Source organism: Vibrio sp. S234-5, assembly GCF_000960595.1.
Classification (GTDB): Bacteria; Pseudomonadota; Gammaproteobacteria; order Enterobacterales; family Vibrionaceae; genus Vibrio.
Genome location: NZ_JZAM01000033.1, coordinates 106,750 through 123,497 on the forward strand (window position 1 = coordinate 106,750; position 16,748 = coordinate 123,497).

Below are 16,748 nucleotides of genomic sequence, written 5' to 3' on the forward strand. Positions count from 1 at the left end.
GCAAACGTAGCGCTAAATTATTGATAAAAAATAGTTTATCGCAGAGGAGGACGTTAGAGCAGCTCTTTGGCGATCAAGCGTAGCAAGAAGGTCTCTCGCTCGACGCTTAATCCCTTTTTCGAACTCTGCGCCATGGTTTGCTCATTATGCGCAATCGCCTGATGAATATTGATCCACATTGGTCGCATGCCGTTGATGATTTCATACTGCTCAAAGCGCGTCTCACCGAGTTCTCGGTCTATGTTGCAGGTATAACAATACGAGTGCATGTGCATCACATTCGCCTCTCCTTTATACCAAGGACGAAACTCTTCATAGATACCAAATGGCTTGATGTTATGAATATTCGTCGCACCTGTCTCTTCTTGCAGCTCGCGGATCATCCCAGCAATCACATCTTCCCCTTCGTCCAAACCTCCACCGGGAATGGTATAGTCATGATAACGCTCGGTGTAGAGCAATAGAATGTCCTCACCATCCAGGCAAATTGCTCGGGCGGCATTGCGCTTGAAAATGATTTTATCGTCCAGATGATCGATATCCGGATGAACGGCGGTTTTCAGATGTCTCATGGCGTCACAGCTCTGGGTAAACAGTGGCAGGGATACTAGCAAAAATCGCTCTGTAATCAACCGTGATCACAGAGCGAAAAAGAGAGATTGCGCTAAGCCAATCGCGATGGGGAAAATCCATTTAGCTCACGGCCTGCGCTCTTGGCGACACCATAAGTATTTGTTGCTGCTAATATTTGTAGCTAAGGTGCAGCTTAATTTCTCGTCCGAGCGCTGGCACCCCGTTCATCAAATAGGGTTCGTAGTAGCGGTCAGTTAAGTTCTTCACCACGACTCCGGTGCGCAGCCCAGGTACTTGTTTGACGTCCCAGTAAAGATAAGCGTCTTGCAGCGTGTATTGATCGCTCGGCAGATTCGACAGCATATTGCCCGGTTCGGTTTTGTTCTGCACATCGTACCAACGTACCTTCCAGCCGGTGCGTAACCCTTCCATCCACTCATAACCAAGGCCGAGGTTGATGTTAAGCGGTGGTATGTTCGGGCGGTCCTCATCGGCACCCGTCGAATCTTTCAAGCTGCCTTTGTTTTTGCCGCGAGCATAACTGGCGGAGAAATCGGAATAGAAATCGTGCCAACGAAGTTGCGAAATCAACTCGAAACCATAAATTTTGTAACCATCGAGATTGGTATTCCAACTTTGCAGCGCGTTACTCTCTTTATCCAAGTTGGCTCCCTGTCGGTTACCAACGTTGTTGCTGATGTCGTTGAAAAAAATCGTCAGTTCTGTGGCAAGTGCACTGTTGTCGCCAAACAAATCCTCGTCAATCTGAATAACACTGCCCTGATAAGCATGCACGCGCGACACGTCTAAATCTCGCGCAGAGGCGGGAGCGCTGGCCTTGGCAAACTGCACCGAATAGAGATCGTCAATCGTAGGCGCTTTAAGTGCGTACGCGTAAGAGAAATTGAGCAGCGTACTTGGGCTCGCTTGGTAGTTGATTTCTAAACGTGGACTAAAGCCCTTATGTGTGGTTTTGCTGTAGTCATGCCCTGCATCAGGGTCATTGTAATCGGGCGCCGCGTTGCCTTTACCCTGGCTTTCGATGTGCTCGTAACGCAGTGACGGAATAATCTGCAGCGCATCACTCAGGCGATAGTGATCCGCCACATACACGGCATAAATCGATTGCTCGCCCGACGGTTCAAAGTAGGGCGTGTACCAACCGTAGTTTTTCTCCGCTTTGCTTTTGTACGATTCGTTGTACACCAGCGACTGACGATCGGTTTTTTCGTATTGCAGCCCCATCACCAGATCGTGGTCGCGAAAACTCGCGCGGTTGGACAAATCGACGTAGTCACGTTGGTAACTGAGCCATGATTCGTGCCCGTAATTACCAACCGACACAAACATTTTTTCAAAGGCGATATCCGGGCGAACCCAGTGCCGTTCGTTTTTGGAACGCGCCGCAGTCAAGGTAAGATCGAGGTACGGATTGGAGGGCATGTAGCGATAAGACAAGGTGGTGGTGTTGTCTTGATAGGTGTTGTATGCCGTATTGGCGTACTGCGCCGCTTCAAGTGAACCATATTTTTTGATGTTGTAGTCGGAGATCTCCGGCATTTTTCCGCGCCGGTTTGCCCAAGGTTTGCGTCCTTCATCACGATAGCGTGTCGTGATCACGTTCAACTGGTGATGATTGCTTAGATAACCGACTTTCAACAGCAAGTTATCTTGCTCAAACGCCGAGTAATCGACTGTTTCGCCGCCGCCGACTTGCACATCTTGCGAATCTTTGAGTGAGCCATTGGCTAAGAAGTAAAACCCTGTGTCACTGCGCCCGTAAAAGCTTAAGGTTTGGCTACTCTCATTACCATTGGTGTTGTAACCGGTGGAAACGCGCGCGCCCAAGTTTTGCCCAACCTCTAGAAGATCATCAACCGTTTTGGTTTTGATGCGGATCACGCCACCAAATTTGCCGTTCAACGCTTGATAATCATGCGCCCCTTTGATGACTTCGGTTTCTCCGATCAAGAATGGGTCAAAGAAAAAGGTGCCATAGCGATACTGCTGAAAACCGATCGGTGCGCCGTCGACGTAAACAGCAATATCACTTGGATCGCTAAAACCGCGAATGTTGATCCGTTCGCCACCAGAACGCGCTCCGCCATCCAGCGTCGCGCCGGGCACAGAGCCAACCAGCTCAGCAAAATTAGCGTACTGCTGCTCTTCAATCTGATCAGAATCGACGATGGTTTCTGCCGGCTTGGCGACGGTAATGGGTTTGGCGTAACGCACCCCAAGTACTTCCACTGATTCATCAGTTTGTTCACTAGCATGCAGAGCGAGACTGTGGAAAACCGCTAAAGAGATTAGGCTTACTTTACAATAAATTGAAAAATGAGGGTTCATAGCAACCGCTTATCGTTGTTATCGAAGCGACTGATTATATGAATCTCTCCTCATTTTACAAATAGAATTGATATTTATTATCATTTAAATTTTAACACCAAAGTGTATAACTTCCGACGGGAAGGGAGAGGGACCGAGAATAGTCGCCTGCGTTGGCTTTTCTCACCAGCTCGCATCAAGAGTTCTCGATTCCTCGTGTTCTTTTTCTATCCGTCTCGATTGATCTGAGCAATCAACTCCGCTTGGACGCGATCGGCGTCTTCCACTTTAATTTGGCAAGTTCCCGCTGCGTGGTGGCCACCGCCGCCATAGTTGAGCATCAGCGCGCCAATGTTGGTTTTTGAGCTGCGATCAAAAATAGACTTACCCGTGGCAAACACGATGTTCTGCTTTTGGAATCCCCACATCTTGTGGATTGAAATGTTACATTGCGGAAACAAAGCGTAAATGATGAAGCGGTTGCCCGCGTAAATGGTCTCTTCACCAGTCAAATCGAGCAGCACCAAGTTGTGGTAAACCTTGGCGCAGCGCTGGATCTGCTCTTTAAACTTCACTTCGTGTTCACGATAGAGATCGATACGCTCTTTCACATCCGGCAGCGCTAGAATCTGCTCAATGGTGTGATGTTTACAGTACTCGATCAGATCCATCATCAAGTTGTAGTTTGAGATGCGAAACTCGCGAAAACGGCCTAACCCGGTGCGCGCGTCCATCAGAAAGTTAAGCAAATTCCACCCTTGGGAATCGAGTACTTCATCGCGGGAAAACTGCGCAGAGTCGCCTTTATCTACCGCCTCCATCATTTCCAGCCACTCATGCGGGAAAACTGATGTGCCGCCGTAGTAATCCCACACCACTCGCGCCGCCGAAGGCGCATTAGGGTCGATGATGTGGTTTGCACGCTCGCCACGGTTACGAATCGTCTCTGATAAGTGGTGGTCAAACACCAAGTGCGCTTCCGCTACGTAAGGCAAGTTGGTCACAATGTCGTTTGCCGTAATGTCAATCAGCCCGTCTTGCATGTCTTTCGGGTGCACGAACTTTATCTCATCGATCAAATCTTGCTGCTTGAGCAAAACAGCGCAAACCAGACCGTCGAAATCACTGCGCGTTACCAGTCGGAATTTTTGTTGTAACATTTACATTTCCTTTGCCAATGATGGATTGCCATACGATAACCGGAGAGAGAAAAGCGGCGCAATAACCCGGTAAATATCAATGACAAAAATAAGAACTTCGCCACTTTCGAGCTAAAGTAAGGATAGTCGAACCCCTTATAACTAACAAACCTCTCACTTAATTGAGGCTAAAGATTGGGGTTTGTTCCGGATCGAGCCGACGATTAAGCGAAATAAGCTGTTGGTTGAACACGCGAGCAATTGCTTTTACCGACTCAATATTTGCCTCAGGTGGCGTATCACCAATCCAGCCCTGTAAGCGTGCAAAGTCAAAATTCAGCGCAGCATAATCAGCCCGCTGGGCAATGATCGCCCCAATACGCGTCAAGGCGCGCGTCGCGCTTTGCAATGGCAGCGCCCTTACCTCGGCAAGTGGCCCATGGAAAACGCCACGCGCTACCCCTTCCAAATAGACCCGATAGGGCGTTAATTCGTCGATCAACATAAACAGTTCCGCCTGCGGGCCATCGTGTGGATACGGTACGCACAGATGATCTTGCAGACGATAGCTGATGGCTAGCTCGGCACCAAGCACCGCGCAGCGCTCTCGCAAAACGCGCAGTAGGCCTTGCTCGTCCATCGATTGCTGGATCTCAAAGATGCGCTGCAAGTGGTAATTGTTCGAAACAAACGTCACGCTCAGCTGCCGACCCGACTGGCAGATCCCGCTTTCGATCAGCACCCGCGAAACTTGCAGAATATTTTCTACCGTACTGGTTGATTGCTCTTCTAAAAGAATTCGCTCAGGCGCAACGGTCAACCCTTGCTGCTGACAAAGAAGAGTGAAGTATTCAAGCATCGCGTTCGCTTCTGAGCGAGTTTGCCCTTGGGTCACGCCACCACAAAAAGCGATCAAGCACTGTTCGTCCAGCGCTCCTTCGCTCAGCGCGGCCACTAGCGCCTCCACGCGACTGCGCCCTTCTTCGGTTAATTGGTTAGCAAACAGTCTCTTACCAAGGACTATCACCACGTGGTTTGCATTCATCTTTTCTCTGGCTCTCAATTTTTTCGCAGCGGCTGTATGGACTGCTGTACTTTTAGCCCTTTTGGCGCTACTTTCACCACACAACAAGCCATTAACAAAATAACAACATTAAAACTGTGGTGGTGTTGGTGAATCACACTAATCCATCTTGAGCACTGTCAATAGGACGTTAATCATGCTGTCAATTTTCGATATCTTCAAAATCGGCGTCGGGCCTTCAAGTTCTCACACCAATGGCCCTATGATTGCCGGGTATCAGTTTACCCAATTGTTGGGCGAGGATCTTGCCAAAGTTCATCGCGTTCAGGTGGATCTCTACGGTTCACTATCTCTAACTGGACGCGGTCACCACACCGACAGAGCGGTCATTCTTGGTTTGCTGGGTAATCGACCAGATACCATTCGTATGACCAGCGCCAACCTCGCGCTGCATCAAGCGATTAATGAGGAGCAACTCTCACTGCGTGGTGAGCGTTTTATCACCTTCCATTTTGCCAGCGATATTCTGTTTCATCGCGACAACCTGCCATTACACGAAAATGGCATGACCATTAGTGCCTTTGACTCGCAGGGTGAGCGGATTGCCTTCGAAACGTACTATTCGATTGGCGGCGGGTTTATTGCCACCGCCGATGAACTCCTTAATGGCAAGAAAGAACAGGGCGTAGCAGTCGATTTTCCGTTCAAAAATGCAGAGGAAATGCTCGAACTGGCGGAGAAAAATGGCCTTAGCCTCGGTGGAATGATCCTACGCAATGAACAATCGTTCCATGATATGGCCACCATTGATGCCAAAGCAGAGCAGATCTGGAAAGTGATGAGTTTGTGCATGAAACGCGGCTTTGATACGGAAGGCATTTTGGAGGGGGGATTGAACGTCACGCGCCGTGCCCCCAACCTGCTGAAAAAGCTTGAAGCCAATGCCGCGATTGAAAATGACCCGATGGAAATTATGGACTGGATCAACTTGTTTGCCTTCGCAGTCAGCGAAGAGAATGCAGCGGGTGGCCAAGTGGTGACCTCCCCGACCAATGGTGCGGCTGGCGTTATTCCTGCTGTTCTGATGTATTACCATAAATTCATCAAAGAGTTAGATACAAAACAGCTCAAAGATTTTCTCGCCGTTTCTGGCGCGATTGGCATCTTGTACAAAACTAACGCTTCCATCTCTGGGGCTGAGGTCGGCTGCCAAGGCGAAATCGGTGTCTCTTCTTCGATGGCTGCGGCCGGATTAACCGCGCTGCGCGGTGGCAGTAACGAGCAAATCTGCATTGCCGCGGAAATCGCCATGGAACACTCACTCGGCATGACCTGCGATCCGATAGGTGGTTTAGTGCAAGTACCGTGTATCGAACGTAATGCCATGGGGGCGATGAAAGCGATCAACGCATCACGCATGGCTCTGAAACGCACCAGCAAATGCCTAATATCATTAGATAAAGTTATTGATACCATGTATCAAACTGGCAAAGACATGAACAAAAAGTATCGGGAGACTTCACTCGGTGGATTGGCGTTAATCCACATGGCGCCACCATGCGAATAGTTTTTATCGACGCACTTCACACCACTAAAGGGCAGAATTTCTGCCCTTTTTCTTGCTCATTCGTCAAATTTCACACGTTCAACTGATTTGAGTTTAACCAGAGATTAGTTCACTCAATCTCTCATCACTGCGAACTTTTGATCTAAGACAACGCATTAGCAAAGCAATCGTTTCGCATTAGAAAATGTAGTGAAAGGCATATTTTTTCTGCGACAATTGTTTCAAAATATTACTAACCGGTTAAGTAGAATAAAAGCAGTTATAAACACTGCCTATAAATCAAATATGAGCAATTAATTATGTGGAATAAACTAAATAAATCCATGATGTTCTGCCAAATGATGTTTGGCTTATCTTTCTACGGCGTGATGGTCATCCTGACCCGATTTTTCCTCGAAGAGCTAAATTACAGCGAAGCGGACACCATGATGGTGGTCGGTGCTTTTTCCGCCATCGGGCCGCTGTTTGCCATTGCGGGCGGCTTTATCGCCGACAAGTTCCTCGGTGCTTATCGGGCTCTGACTATCGCTTATTTCGGCTTCGCCAGTGGTTACACTTTGCTGGTGCTCGGCGCCACAACGCAAAATGTACCGATGGCACTTAGTGGTATCGCTTTGGCAAGCTATTCACGCGGTTTGATGTCTCCTTCTTATCCCAGTTTATACAAGCGCACTTTTAACTCTCAGGAAGACTTTGAAAACGGCTACCCAGTGAACTACTCGGTCAACAACATTGGTGCCTTCCTCGGCCAATACCTGTTTCCGATGTTTGTGTTGGTCGTTGGCTTTAACGGCAGCTTTATGCTCTCGTCGGTGTTGGCCGCATCTGCCGTGATCACCCTAGTCTTGATGAATAAAGGGCTGCGTGATGTAGCGACGGAAATCGACCAGCAACCCGTCAGCAGCAAACATTGGGCGGCATTTCTTACCTTATCTTTAGGCATGATCGGTTTAGTGTTCTTCATGTTCTCCAACATGGCGATAGGCCAGAACATCGTTTACGCCATCGGCGCTGCGGCCATTATCTATTTCATATCACTGATGCTGAAATCGGATAAGAGCGATGCGTTGAAGATGGGTACGATTTTGATCATCACCTTCCTCACCACCTGCTTCTTTGTCTACTACGGCCAAATGATGACCTCGATGAACATGGTGGCGATCAACACCATGCGCGGCGATCTGTTTGGTTTTATTCCGGTTGCGCCGGAAGCGGCCATGGCGATGAACCCACTATGGTGTATGGTGGCGGGTCCTGTGATTGCACTGTTTTTCTCTAGCCTTGAAAAACGCAACATCAACTTCTCCACCGCGACCAAAGTCGGCTTCTCGTTTATTCTCACCGCGATTGCGTTCGGTATTCTTACCTTAGCGGTAACCACCGTCGGTGAAGATGTGCTGATCCGCCCTGAAATTTTCTTAGCCATTCACTTCTTCCAAGCTTTTGCTGAGGTGATCGTCGGTTCAATGGTGGTGGCCTTTATCCTTTCGGTTGCGCCGAAACACATAGAAAACTTCTCGGTCAGTCTCTTCTCGGTGGCGATTGCGCTAAGCGGCATTGTTGGCGCGGTGTTCTCCACCTCAATAGCACTGGAGAAAGGCCAAGCCATCACACAAGAGATTGTGCACACGGTGTATGGCGACTACTTCCAGTTACTCACCGTGCTAGCAGTGGTGATGGTCGGTGTGGCACTGGGCGCCTCTTTGGTAATTCGCAAAATGTTGCAAGCGGCAGAAGCGAAGCAAACCCCAACGAAGAGTATTGAGCTGGAAGCGCGCAGCTAATTTGCCCTCACCTCGATTGATATCTAGCCCGCATTCGCGGGCTTTTTACTTTTTCACAAGTAACCATTTCGCTATTAACTATTTGAACTGTTAGTTAAAAGTCGAAACTCGCTCTATCCTCAGCACGGCTCCTTACAAATCCATACAAAAGCTCCGTGCTTTTTCTCATAAAATAAACAAATGCACAGCGTTCAAAATTTACCGCTTATGCTTTAAACCGTACAGGCGAGACGCTTTGGTGAGTTGACCGAAACATGGCTTTCATCATCAAGCCATTCGAAAAGGACAATCGGCAGTTATGCCAGAAAGCAACACAACGACGTGGACCCAATATACGCTGCACAACTAAATTATTCGAGAATTCGGAGATCTTATGTCTTACAAATACGCTTTCGCTGGTTTGCTGTCTGTCCTTTCCTTAGCGGCGCACGCTACGCCTAACAAACACGTGATTGGTGGCAGTTTAGGCTATGGTGACGTTAGCTATAGCACCAAAGTTGGCGACCAAGATGGCGATATGTTTCTTGGCGATATCTACTACCGCTACATGTTCAATGAGTACTTCGGCATCGAGCCAGGTTTAAAAGGGGCGTTTAATGGCATTGGTTCAACGCTGATAAGCCCCATTAGCGAAGTGAAAGATGTCAGCTATGGTGGAGAGAGAGTGAGTGGCTACGCCAGTTACCCACTGGGAGCCGGTTTTGAGCTCTACGGAAAAGGCGGCCTCACTTACTACACACTGAGCTACACAGTGAAAACCAGTGGTCAGAGCAACACAGAGTACAAAGAATCAAGCCTTGGTGGTGAAGCGGCGGCGGGGGTCGCTTGGGCCTACAAACACTTCGGCTTAAACCTCGAATACAACTACGCCAAAAACAGCGACTTTTCTTCCGGCGGGGTGATGCTTGGCGCTCAAGTGCGCTTTTAACCTGTTGTCATTCAGAGATCAGTGTCATTAAGAGATAGGCTAGGTAGCTCCCCATCTTCCCCCAGCGAGAGCTATCTGGCCATTTACAACCTGCTAGCCCAAACCAAGCGAGAGAAGAATTTCCAGCAGGATCAGTATCACGCCTCGGGTAAAAAATCCATTCAATCTCCTTAAACAAAAGGCTCCCAAACAGGAGCCTTGCTAACCCACCTTGGGTTCTATTGAGACAGTTGCGCTAACGATTCAATACACAATGCATCATGGCGCCAGTACTGAATATGGCAGTCAATCAACTCGCCTTGCTGGCTGTAGTTGACTCGCTCAACCACCATCGCTGGCGTACCCGATGTAGCGCGCAGCGCTTGAGCCACCTCGCCTAATAAACTGCTGGTGGTAATGCGGTAACGAATTTTCTGATACACCACGCCAAAGTGATCGCGGTAAATGTCCGTCAGCGATTGCGACAAATCGAAATCCAAAAGGTTAGGGAAGCGCTCTGGGCGCACATAATTGGTCACGTACGCCACTGGGCGATCTTCAAGATAACGCACACGATCAACACGATAAACATCGGAGAACGGCTGTAAATTCAGCAGACGTGAGGCCACTTTATTGGCCAAGATGGCTTTTGCCAGCAGCAGTTCGGTTTTCGGTTGGCGATTTTGCGCCAAAGCCATATTGGTAAAATTGAGTGTTTGCGTCGGGTCATAACGCAGCGGCGCAGGCGAGATAAACCAGCCTCGGCGATCTTCGCGGTAGATGCGCCCTTCCGCTTCAAGCAGGCCCAGCGCCTCACGCAAAGTCACGCGCGTGGTATCAAACGATTCCGCCAATTTACGCTCTGCGGGCAGTTTCTGCCGAGGTGATAACATGCCCGCTTCAATCTGCTCTACGATGGCATCTTTAATTTTTACGTATTGCACTGGGTGTCCTTATTTTTTCGCCATGGCTGCCAGAGCTCGTTTGACCTGCATCGCCCATATTTAATATCGACACAGAGACGGTAATAGTGTCGCTCCGCAGGGAATACTACCGCAGAAGTGGTGGCTAATGCATTAACAAACAAATAGCTAGCGATATCGAGCAGTGCTGGTAAACAAACGGGTTAGGTCACATTGAAAAACCGTTTGTACTGCGACAATCTGGCTTAGAAAAAGCTGATTGGCAGATAGAAATCGAGTTCAAACGCTTCGTTTTCATCGACAAAATGGTTGCGGTGATAGTGCACGTAAGCCGGGGTTGAGCGCAGTTTAAAGCCCGAATCGGGCAGCCATTTTTCCAGTACTTGACTGATTTGCGGCAGCAACTCCCCATACACACCGTGCAAACGAAAGACCGCATGCAGCCCGCCAGGAATGACCATCTGGTTGACGATACCTCGATATTTCAGCGGTTTATCGATGCCGATACAGGCAACATAGCGACATTTATCCAGTTCGACCCAAGCTGGATTGGAGTGATGTAAGCCAAATTGCGCCGCAAATGGCCGCCCTTCCGCACTCGCCCACGCTTTTAAAATTAGCCACGACTTCTTGATTGAACGGTTGTAGCCGACATGGCGCACATACGCAGCCAATCTTTGCGGCACCTCTACAATTTTCGGCTCAGGCAAACTGCGTTTCGCGACCCGATGGTAGCCCGCCGCCACTTCTGGATCTTTCAGGTAGGGTTTGTCCGAGACATGCGGATCGTGCCCTCGCCACTCCCCCGGAGCCATATGAAAAGTGGCTTTAAATGCGCGACTAAAAGAGGAAAGCGACGTAAACCCGCACTTATTGGCGATATCCAGCACCGATGAGCGCGTATCAAACATCAATTGATTGGCGGCGTATTCCATACGAGTGCGGCGAATATATTGGTGAATCGATTCACCCACCACCTGTTTAAACACACGATGAAAATGTTGCTCCGAATATGCAGCGATTTCGGCCAACTCGCGAGCAGACAGCTCACGGCTAATGTCTTGATGAATGTAGTAAAGCACATCATTGATGCGCGAAATGTGCTGTTTACTCATGACGAAAAGGCGGCCTTGTGAACGAAAATAGCATAAATGGACATATTCAACAGCATAAATGGACACACCATAAAACACAACCGGATGTACTATCAGTCGAATAACAAAATCAAAGCACAGACAGGAAACCCCATGGAAATCGCTCGCTCATTACAACAGATTCAATCTTCCTATATTCGCGAAATCCTCGCCGCTGCCAGCGACCCTAGTGTGATCTCTCTTGCTGGCGGTTTGCCAGACGAGCAGACTTTTCCAATCGAGCTAATGAAGCCGACCTTGGAAAAATTGTCTCAGATGCCTGAAGTGTTCCAGTATGGCGCAACGGCGGGTTATGCACCTTTGCTGCGCTTTCTCAAAACATACATGGCGCTGCCAGAGACACACATGGCGATGGCTTGCACCGGCTCGCAGCAAGGATTAGATCTGATCGCACGAGCTTACATCAATCCGGGTGACACCGTCGTGATGGAGGCGCCAAGCTACCTCGGCGCGATGCAAGTCTTTGGCTTAGTGAGCGCGAACATCGTCACCGTGTCGCAAAACGAATACGGGCCAAACCTTGATGAGTTGGCAGCCTGTTTCAAACAACACGCGCCAAAGATGTTTTACGCGGTGCCAGATTTCCACAACCCAACAGGGGTCTGCTGGTCACTCGAGACACGTCAGCAAGTGGCTAAGCTGTGCATTGAGCATAAAGTCGCCTTTATTGAAGATGCGCCGTATCGCGAGCTACGCTTCCAAGGGGAAGCTCTGCCGCTGGTATCGGACTTCTGCCCGCAAGATTCTATCGTGCTGCGATCTTTCTCCAAGATAGCCTCTCCGGGTCTGCGTATCGGTATTGTCACTGGCAAAACCAGCTACTTAGAGCCACTTATCAAAGTCAAACAAGGCGCAGATCTGCACTCCAGCGTACCAATGCAAGCTCTGCTGCTTGGCTTATTGCAGCATGAGCAGTTCCCTGAACATATGCAAAAAATCCGCACCCTGTACCACGCTCGCTATCAAGTGCTCGCGCAAGCGCTACAAGAGCAGCTCCCAGCAAACTGCCAACTGAAGCCCGTTGATGGCGGTATGTTTGTCTGGGTCACTTTGCCACCATGCGATACCTTCGCATTGGCTAAAGCGCTGCTAGGCAATGGTGTTGCCGTGGTGCCTAGCCCTGTTTTCTACCCTGCCGGACAAGCTGCACCTGCCGCGCTGCGTCTCAACTTTACTAACGCGACCCCAGAGCAGTTGAAAGAAGCCGTGACCCGATTGGCCGAAGGGCTTAAACTGGCCTTGGTTTAAGTCAATTCCATTAAAATACAGTGACATGAACCGCCTTCGGGCGGTTTTTTATACGCGCTAAAAGGTGACCTGTGGCAGCTAAGAACAAACTCATCCGCTATCTCAGCATCGAGGCTGACGAGCTTTTCCAACGCGAGGCGGCGTTAATCAAACAAGTGCAAACGGGTGAACTAGAGCAAGCGCTGCTGCTGTGGCAGGTCAAACAGCCAACGCTTGTCTTGCCAGCGGGGAACAAGTGGCCACAAACTGAGCAGTTACACCGAGAACTGGCCCAATTGGGCTGGCAACTGACGGCCAGAAAAACCGGTGGCGCGCCAGTGCCGCAAGTGCCCGGCATTATCAACCTTTCGCACCTCTATCATTGGCCGCACGATCAAGCATATGACATTCGCAGTGCGTACTTGAAACTGTGTGACATCTTACGCCACTTCTTTCTCCACTATGGCTTAGAGGTCGATGTCCACGCCACGCCGCGTTCCTACTGCGATGGCGATTACAATCTCAATATTGGCGGACAAAAAGTGGTTGGCACCGCACAGCGAGTGCTGCTGAAAAAAGAGGGCGGGCAAGTGATACTGGCGCAAGCGTGCATTTTGATTGATGCCGATATGGCGCGGATTGTACAGCCGGTACAACTGTGTAATCGGCTCAGCCAGCGTGACGTAGAGATCAAAGCCGACGTTCACACGCCACTCTTTTCTCATCTACAAAAAAAGCCCTCTATCGAGAGCCTGATGCAAACCTTAGCGGACTGTTTTCTGCGTTACGCTTAAGCGAGCAAAATGGCATGCAGTTCAGCCATGGAACTGACTGTATAGCTCGGCGCAATACGTTCATCGGCCGGGTTACCTTGATGGTTCAGCCAACACGTCTCGATGCCGAAATTCATGCCGCCGAGGATGTCGGAATGCAAGTTGTCCCCAACCATCAAGATCTTGCTTTTACACGGCTGCCCAGCCACTTGCAGCGCGTGATCAAAAATCGCCAGATCCGGCTTTGCCACGCCCACCTGCTCGGAGATCACCACCTTATCAAAATAACCCGCCATGCCGGTGCGCTCGAGACGAATCGCCTGCAACTCAGTAAAACCGTTGGTGATGATGCCCATTTTGACTTTACCGTTCAGCGCTTCCATTAGCTCCTTGACCCCAGGCAACAAGGTACAAATATCGGCCATGGCTTCAAGAAACGCACTATTGAGTTCCAACGTGGTGGTATTGAGTTTCTCGGCCCACTCCTTAAAGCGGCGATGTTTGATCTCATCGGCGGTGATTTTACCGTCTTGATAGTCGACCCACAGCGGCTTGTTGACTTTTTGATAGTGGTGAAAATCTTGCTCGGTAAAATCCACCCCTTTACGGGCAAACATCAACTGCATGCCTTTGAAAGCGTCAAAGTGAAAAAGGGTTTCGTCGGCGTCAAACCATATCCAATCGTATTTCATTTCTGTGTCCACTACTGCGTTTTATTACCGGGGTAGTTTAGATTGTTTTTAATATGAATATAATCTCTCTCAATAGAAAAACATTGTGTCCATCTGCTCAACAATTTTGCTTATGATCAATCAATTTGCCGATCTGCCCGTGTTCGTCACTGTGGTCGACTGTGGCAGCTTTTCGCAAGCAGCGAAACAGCTCAATCTGACCAAATCGGCGGTGAGTAAACGCATCAGCCATCTTGAAGATGGCTTGGGTATTCGCTTACTCAACCGCACCACCCGCAAGCTGAGCCTGACCGAAGCGGGACAACGCTACTACGACTATGCATCGCAAGCACTGAGCCTTGCCAAACGTGGCGTCGACGCCGTTTCTGAGCTGCATGGTTCTCCGCAAGGTCGTTTGAAAATCACCGCGCCGATGACGTTTGGTGTCTTACATGTCGCGCCGCTGATCAGCGAATTTCTTAGCCGCTATCCTGAAGTGGAAATCGATCTGCAACTGGAAGACAAAATGGTTGATCTGGTGGAGGGCGGTTTTGATCTCGGCATCCGTATCGGTCACTTGCCGGATTCCAACCTGATCGCCAAACGCCTTGCGCCATGTCGCACCGTTTTATGCGCATCACCGAGTTACGTCGCGAAGATGGGTGCGCCGCAAAAACCCGCCGATCTCGTGGATCACAACTGTCTGCGCTACAGTTATTTTCGCGGCGGCAATGAGTGGCTATTTCTCCACCAAGAGCAGGAATTTAAGGTGCTACCAAGAGGCAATTTCATCGTCAATAACAGCGAGGCCATTCGCCGCGCCCTCATCGCAGGCATTGGCGTGGCGCAGATGCCCACCTTTATTATTGGCAAGGAACTGCGCTCCGGGGCGTTGGTCAATCTTATGCCAGAGTATCGTTTACCAGAACATTTTCTCTACGCTGTCTACCCACAGCGTAAACATATGCCCTTGAAAGTAAGAATGTTTATTGACTTTCTCAGCGAGAAACTTGGCAGCGATACGCCGTATTGGGATTAGGCTACTGACATCTTCTGACAAAGCCACGCATTATGCTTTCCATGAACTCAGACAACAGGAGAGAATCTCATGGAACAAGTTATTGAAATGGTCAGCTTCAAACTGATTGAAGGTACGTCAGCACAAACTTACATCGCAGCCAGCGAGCAGAGCCAAGCTTTTGTCGCCAACCAACCCGGCTTTTTGTACCGCTCGCTGAGCCACGACGCTGCAAGCGACAGTTGGACGGATGTGGTTTACTGGCAAGATATGGAGGCAGCAAAAAAAGCGGGTGAACAGTTTAAGAGCCACGCGGACTGCCAACCGCTGATGGCGTTAATTGAACCAAACTCGGTCGACATGCGTCACCAATTGATCAAAATGAGCAGTTGCAACCTCTAAACGCAAAGACCAAAAAAGGAACCCCATGAGCAAATCGGAACGTCTGTTTGAACTGTTGACCTTGTTGCGCTCGAAGCGTTATGCGGTGACCGCCAAGCAACTTGCGGAAACCATGGACGTCAGTGAACGTACCATCTACCGCGACATTCAGTCGCTGCTCAGCTCTGGGGTTCCTATTTGCGGCGAGGCGGGGGTGGGCTATTTGCTGCAAAACGGCTCACACCTGCCGCCATTGATGTTTAGCGAAAAAGAGATGGTGGCGCTTGAACTTGGCATGCGCATGGTCAGGGCGTGGTCCGATGCCGAACTGGCTCAAGCCTCACACTCAGCGTCTGCCAAAATTCTTTCTGTGCTGCCCGACAAACTGAAACGGCAGGTGGAAGAGTTCCCTATCTTGGTGCCCGATTATCACATCCAGTCCGACACCGCCAAACGTGCTCTATTGCTTCGTCACGCTACCGACAGCCAGTTTATTGTCGATGTCGGCTATCAAGATGAAAAAGGGTCGATAACCAAACGCCGTCTGCATCCGCTCGGACAAATCTTTTGGGGAAAGCATTGGACTCTGGTGGCATGGTGCGAACTGCGCAACGATTATCGCCACTTTCGCCTCGATCGAATCGAATCGCTATCCGTCAGCGAAGAAACTTTTACCACCAGCGAGAGCAAATCTTTGTCTTACTATCTGGCACACTGCGTTCCCCCCACTAGTTGAGCACGCGGATCAATTTGGCTGGTGTTCCGCCATACAAACAATCAGGCGGTACGTCGTGATTCACCACCGAATTAGCAGCAATGACCGAACGGGCTCCAATGGTAACACCTTGATTGATGACACAGTTTCCGCCGATCCACACATCATCCTCGACCACAATTGGCTTGCAGAATGTTTCCCAGCGGCGGCGACTGCGGTAATCGAGCGAGTGAGATGCGGTATAGAACTGACAACTCGGCCCGATCAATACGTGATCGCCAATGGTGATCTTCGCCCCGTCAAGCATCACCACATTCATATTGATAAAAGTTTGTTCACCAATATGAATGGTTTGGCCAAATTCACACATGAACGGCGATTGAATAAAGCTCTCCCCTACATGGCCAAATAACTGCTGCTGTAAAATGGCGCGCTGATCGCCTTGTGTCGTCACATTCAAACGCAGTAAAAGCTCCATAGCCCGGCTGCGAATGGCATCAATCTCAGGGTCTGCCCCATCAAAGATCAAGCCGTTCATCATTTTTTCAAATTCTGTCATCAGAT

Annotated in this window: 16 protein-coding genes and 1 pseudogene; 8 read left to right on the forward strand and 9 right to left on the reverse strand. The window is 49.6% G+C overall.

Translation table 11 applies throughout. The features are described 5' to 3' along the window. Positions 1-53 precede the first annotated feature (53 nt). The 4 genes from UF06_RS00565 to UF06_RS00580 all read right to left on the reverse strand — a co-directional run bounded on the left by UF06_RS00565 (position 54) and on the right by UF06_RS00580 (position 5,085). Positions 54-572: an NUDIX hydrolase gene (locus UF06_RS00565; protein WP_045568700.1), complete on the reverse strand. Its 519-nt coding sequence runs from the start codon at positions 570-572 to the stop codon at positions 54-56. A 169-nt stretch (positions 573-741) separates the two neighbouring features. Further along, positions 742-2,922 carry a TonB-dependent receptor gene (locus tag UF06_RS00570; protein WP_045568701.1) on the reverse strand — a complete coding sequence of 727 codons (2,181 nt, stop codon included), beginning with the start codon at positions 2,920-2,922 and terminating at the stop codon, positions 742-744. A gap of 206 nt (positions 2,923-3,128) precedes the next feature. Continuing rightward, a complete protein-coding gene (locus UF06_RS00575; protein ID WP_045568702.1) occupies positions 3,129-4,061 on the reverse strand; it encodes an exopolyphosphatase in 933 nt (310 codons plus the stop codon). A gap of 157 nt (positions 4,062-4,218) precedes the next feature. Next, complete coding sequence (locus UF06_RS00580) at positions 4,219-5,085, reverse strand: YdcF family protein (protein ID WP_045568703.1); 867 nt, start codon at positions 5,083-5,085, stop codon at positions 4,219-4,221. Between the two features lie 175 nt (positions 5,086-5,260). Between UF06_RS00580 and UF06_RS00585 the strand changes: the two genes are divergently transcribed. The 3 genes from UF06_RS00585 (at position 5,261) to UF06_RS00595 (ending at position 9,343) form a co-directional block, all read left to right on the forward strand. Continuing rightward, positions 5,261-6,631 carry an L-serine ammonia-lyase gene (locus UF06_RS00585; RefSeq protein ID WP_045568704.1) on the forward strand — a complete coding sequence of 457 codons (1,371 nt, stop codon included), beginning with the start codon at positions 5,261-5,263 and terminating at the stop codon, positions 6,629-6,631. 299 nt (positions 6,632-6,930) lie between these two features. Next, complete coding sequence (locus UF06_RS00590) at positions 6,931-8,415, forward strand: MFS transporter (RefSeq protein WP_045568705.1); 1,485 nt, start codon at positions 6,931-6,933, stop codon at positions 8,413-8,415. Positions 8,416-8,788: 373 nt separating this feature from the next. Next, positions 8,789-9,343, forward strand: a complete 555-nt coding sequence (locus UF06_RS00595; RefSeq protein WP_045568706.1) for an outer membrane beta-barrel protein — start codon at positions 8,789-8,791, stop codon at positions 9,341-9,343. A 218-nt stretch (positions 9,344-9,561) separates the two neighbouring features. On the opposite strand, the gene phnR is transcribed toward UF06_RS00595, so the two are convergent. From phnR to UF06_RS00605, 3 genes and pseudogenes are all read right to left on the reverse strand, one after another. After that, on the reverse strand, positions 9,562-10,266 hold the full coding sequence (phnR, locus tag UF06_RS00600) for a phosphonate utilization transcriptional regulator PhnR (RefSeq protein ID WP_045568707.1): 705 nt from the start codon (positions 10,264-10,266) through the stop codon (positions 9,562-9,564). A gap of 37 nt (positions 10,267-10,303) precedes the next feature. Further along, positions 10,304-10,487 (reverse strand): annotated as a pseudogene (locus tag UF06_RS23365) (putative 2-aminoethylphosphonate ABC transporter permease subunit); the annotation flags it as partial. A 3-nt stretch (positions 10,488-10,490) separates the two neighbouring features. Then, positions 10,491-11,360 (reverse strand): GyrI-like domain-containing protein, encoded by an 870-nt coding sequence (locus UF06_RS00605; protein WP_045568708.1) that lies wholly within the window; start codon positions 11,358-11,360, stop codon positions 10,491-10,493. Between the two features lie 132 nt (positions 11,361-11,492). Here UF06_RS00605 and UF06_RS00610 point away from each other — a divergent pair, with 132 nt between their 5' ends. Next, entirely contained in the window at positions 11,493-12,647 is a 1,155-nt protein-coding gene (locus tag UF06_RS00610; RefSeq protein ID WP_045568709.1) for a PLP-dependent aminotransferase family protein, read from the forward strand. Positions 12,648-12,718: 71 nt separating this feature from the next. After that, positions 12,719-13,420 (forward strand): lipoate--protein ligase, encoded by a 702-nt coding sequence (locus UF06_RS00615; RefSeq protein WP_045568710.1) that lies wholly within the window; start codon positions 12,719-12,721, stop codon positions 13,418-13,420. Here UF06_RS00615 and yjjG read toward each other — a convergent pair. Further along, positions 13,417-14,091, reverse strand: coding sequence for a pyrimidine 5'-nucleotidase (gene yjjG / locus UF06_RS00620; RefSeq protein WP_045568711.1), 675 nt, complete (start codon positions 14,089-14,091; stop codon positions 13,417-13,419). The two genes, UF06_RS00615 and yjjG, sit on opposite strands and share 4 nt — an antisense overlap. A gap of 112 nt (positions 14,092-14,203) precedes the next feature. Between yjjG and UF06_RS00625 the strand changes: the two genes are divergently transcribed. The 3 genes from UF06_RS00625 to UF06_RS00635 all read left to right on the forward strand — a co-directional run bounded on the left by UF06_RS00625 (position 14,204) and on the right by UF06_RS00635 (position 16,205). Continuing rightward, entirely contained in the window at positions 14,204-15,109 is a 906-nt protein-coding gene (locus UF06_RS00625; RefSeq protein WP_045568712.1) for a LysR family transcriptional regulator, read from the forward strand. A 69-nt stretch (positions 15,110-15,178) separates the two neighbouring features. Next, the gene (locus UF06_RS00630; RefSeq protein ID WP_045568713.1) at positions 15,179-15,490 is read left to right on the forward strand and encodes a hypothetical protein; all 312 of its coding nucleotides are present in this window, start codon (positions 15,179-15,181) and stop codon (positions 15,488-15,490) included. A gap of 25 nt (positions 15,491-15,515) precedes the next feature. Then, the gene (locus UF06_RS00635) at positions 15,516-16,205 is read left to right on the forward strand and encodes a YafY family protein (protein ID WP_045568714.1); all 690 of its coding nucleotides are present in this window, start codon (positions 15,516-15,518) and stop codon (positions 16,203-16,205) included. Here UF06_RS00635 and UF06_RS00640 read toward each other — a convergent pair. Then, positions 16,198-16,743 (reverse strand): sugar O-acetyltransferase, encoded by a 546-nt coding sequence (locus UF06_RS00640; RefSeq protein WP_045568715.1) that lies wholly within the window; start codon positions 16,741-16,743, stop codon positions 16,198-16,200. The two genes, UF06_RS00635 and UF06_RS00640, sit on opposite strands and share 8 nt — an antisense overlap. Between the last annotated feature and the right edge of the window lie 5 nt (positions 16,744-16,748).

Excerpts from the sequence above, each read along its gene's own strand:
- UF06_RS00565 (WP_045568700.1), bottom strand. The coding sequence starts at position 572 with ATGAGACATCTGAAAACCGCCGTTCATCCGGATATCGATCATCTGGAC.
- UF06_RS00570 (WP_045568701.1), bottom strand. The coding sequence starts at position 2,922 with ATGAACCCTCATTTTTCAATTTATTGTAAAGTAAGCCTAATCTCTTTA.
- UF06_RS00575 (WP_045568702.1), bottom strand. The coding sequence starts at position 4,061 with ATGTTACAACAAAAATTCCGACTGGTAACGCGCAGTGATTTCGACGGT.
- UF06_RS00580 (WP_045568703.1), bottom strand. The coding sequence starts at position 5,085 with ATGAATGCAAACCACGTGGTGATAGTCCTTGGTAAGAGACTGTTTGCT.
- UF06_RS00585 (WP_045568704.1), top strand. The coding sequence starts at position 5,261 with ATGCTGTCAATTTTCGATATCTTCAAAATCGGCGTCGGGCCTTCAAGT.
- UF06_RS00590 (WP_045568705.1), top strand. The coding sequence starts at position 6,931 with ATGTGGAATAAACTAAATAAATCCATGATGTTCTGCCAAATGATGTTT.
- UF06_RS00595 (WP_045568706.1), top strand. The coding sequence starts at position 8,789 with ATGTCTTACAAATACGCTTTCGCTGGTTTGCTGTCTGTCCTTTCCTTA.
- UF06_RS00605 (WP_045568708.1), bottom strand. The coding sequence starts at position 11,360 with ATGAGTAAACAGCACATTTCGCGCATCAATGATGTGCTTTACTACATT.
- UF06_RS00610 (WP_045568709.1), top strand. The coding sequence starts at position 11,493 with ATGGAAATCGCTCGCTCATTACAACAGATTCAATCTTCCTATATTCGC.
- yjjG (WP_045568711.1), bottom strand. The coding sequence starts at position 14,091 with ATGAAATACGATTGGATATGGTTTGACGCCGACGAAACCCTTTTTCAC.
- UF06_RS00625 (WP_045568712.1), top strand. The coding sequence starts at position 14,204 with ATGATCAATCAATTTGCCGATCTGCCCGTGTTCGTCACTGTGGTCGAC.
- UF06_RS00630 (WP_045568713.1), top strand. The coding sequence starts at position 15,179 with ATGGAACAAGTTATTGAAATGGTCAGCTTCAAACTGATTGAAGGTACG.
- UF06_RS00635 (WP_045568714.1), top strand. The coding sequence starts at position 15,516 with ATGAGCAAATCGGAACGTCTGTTTGAACTGTTGACCTTGTTGCGCTCG.
- UF06_RS00640 (WP_045568715.1), bottom strand. The coding sequence starts at position 16,743 with ATGACAGAATTTGAAAAAATGATGAACGGCTTGATCTTTGATGGGGCA.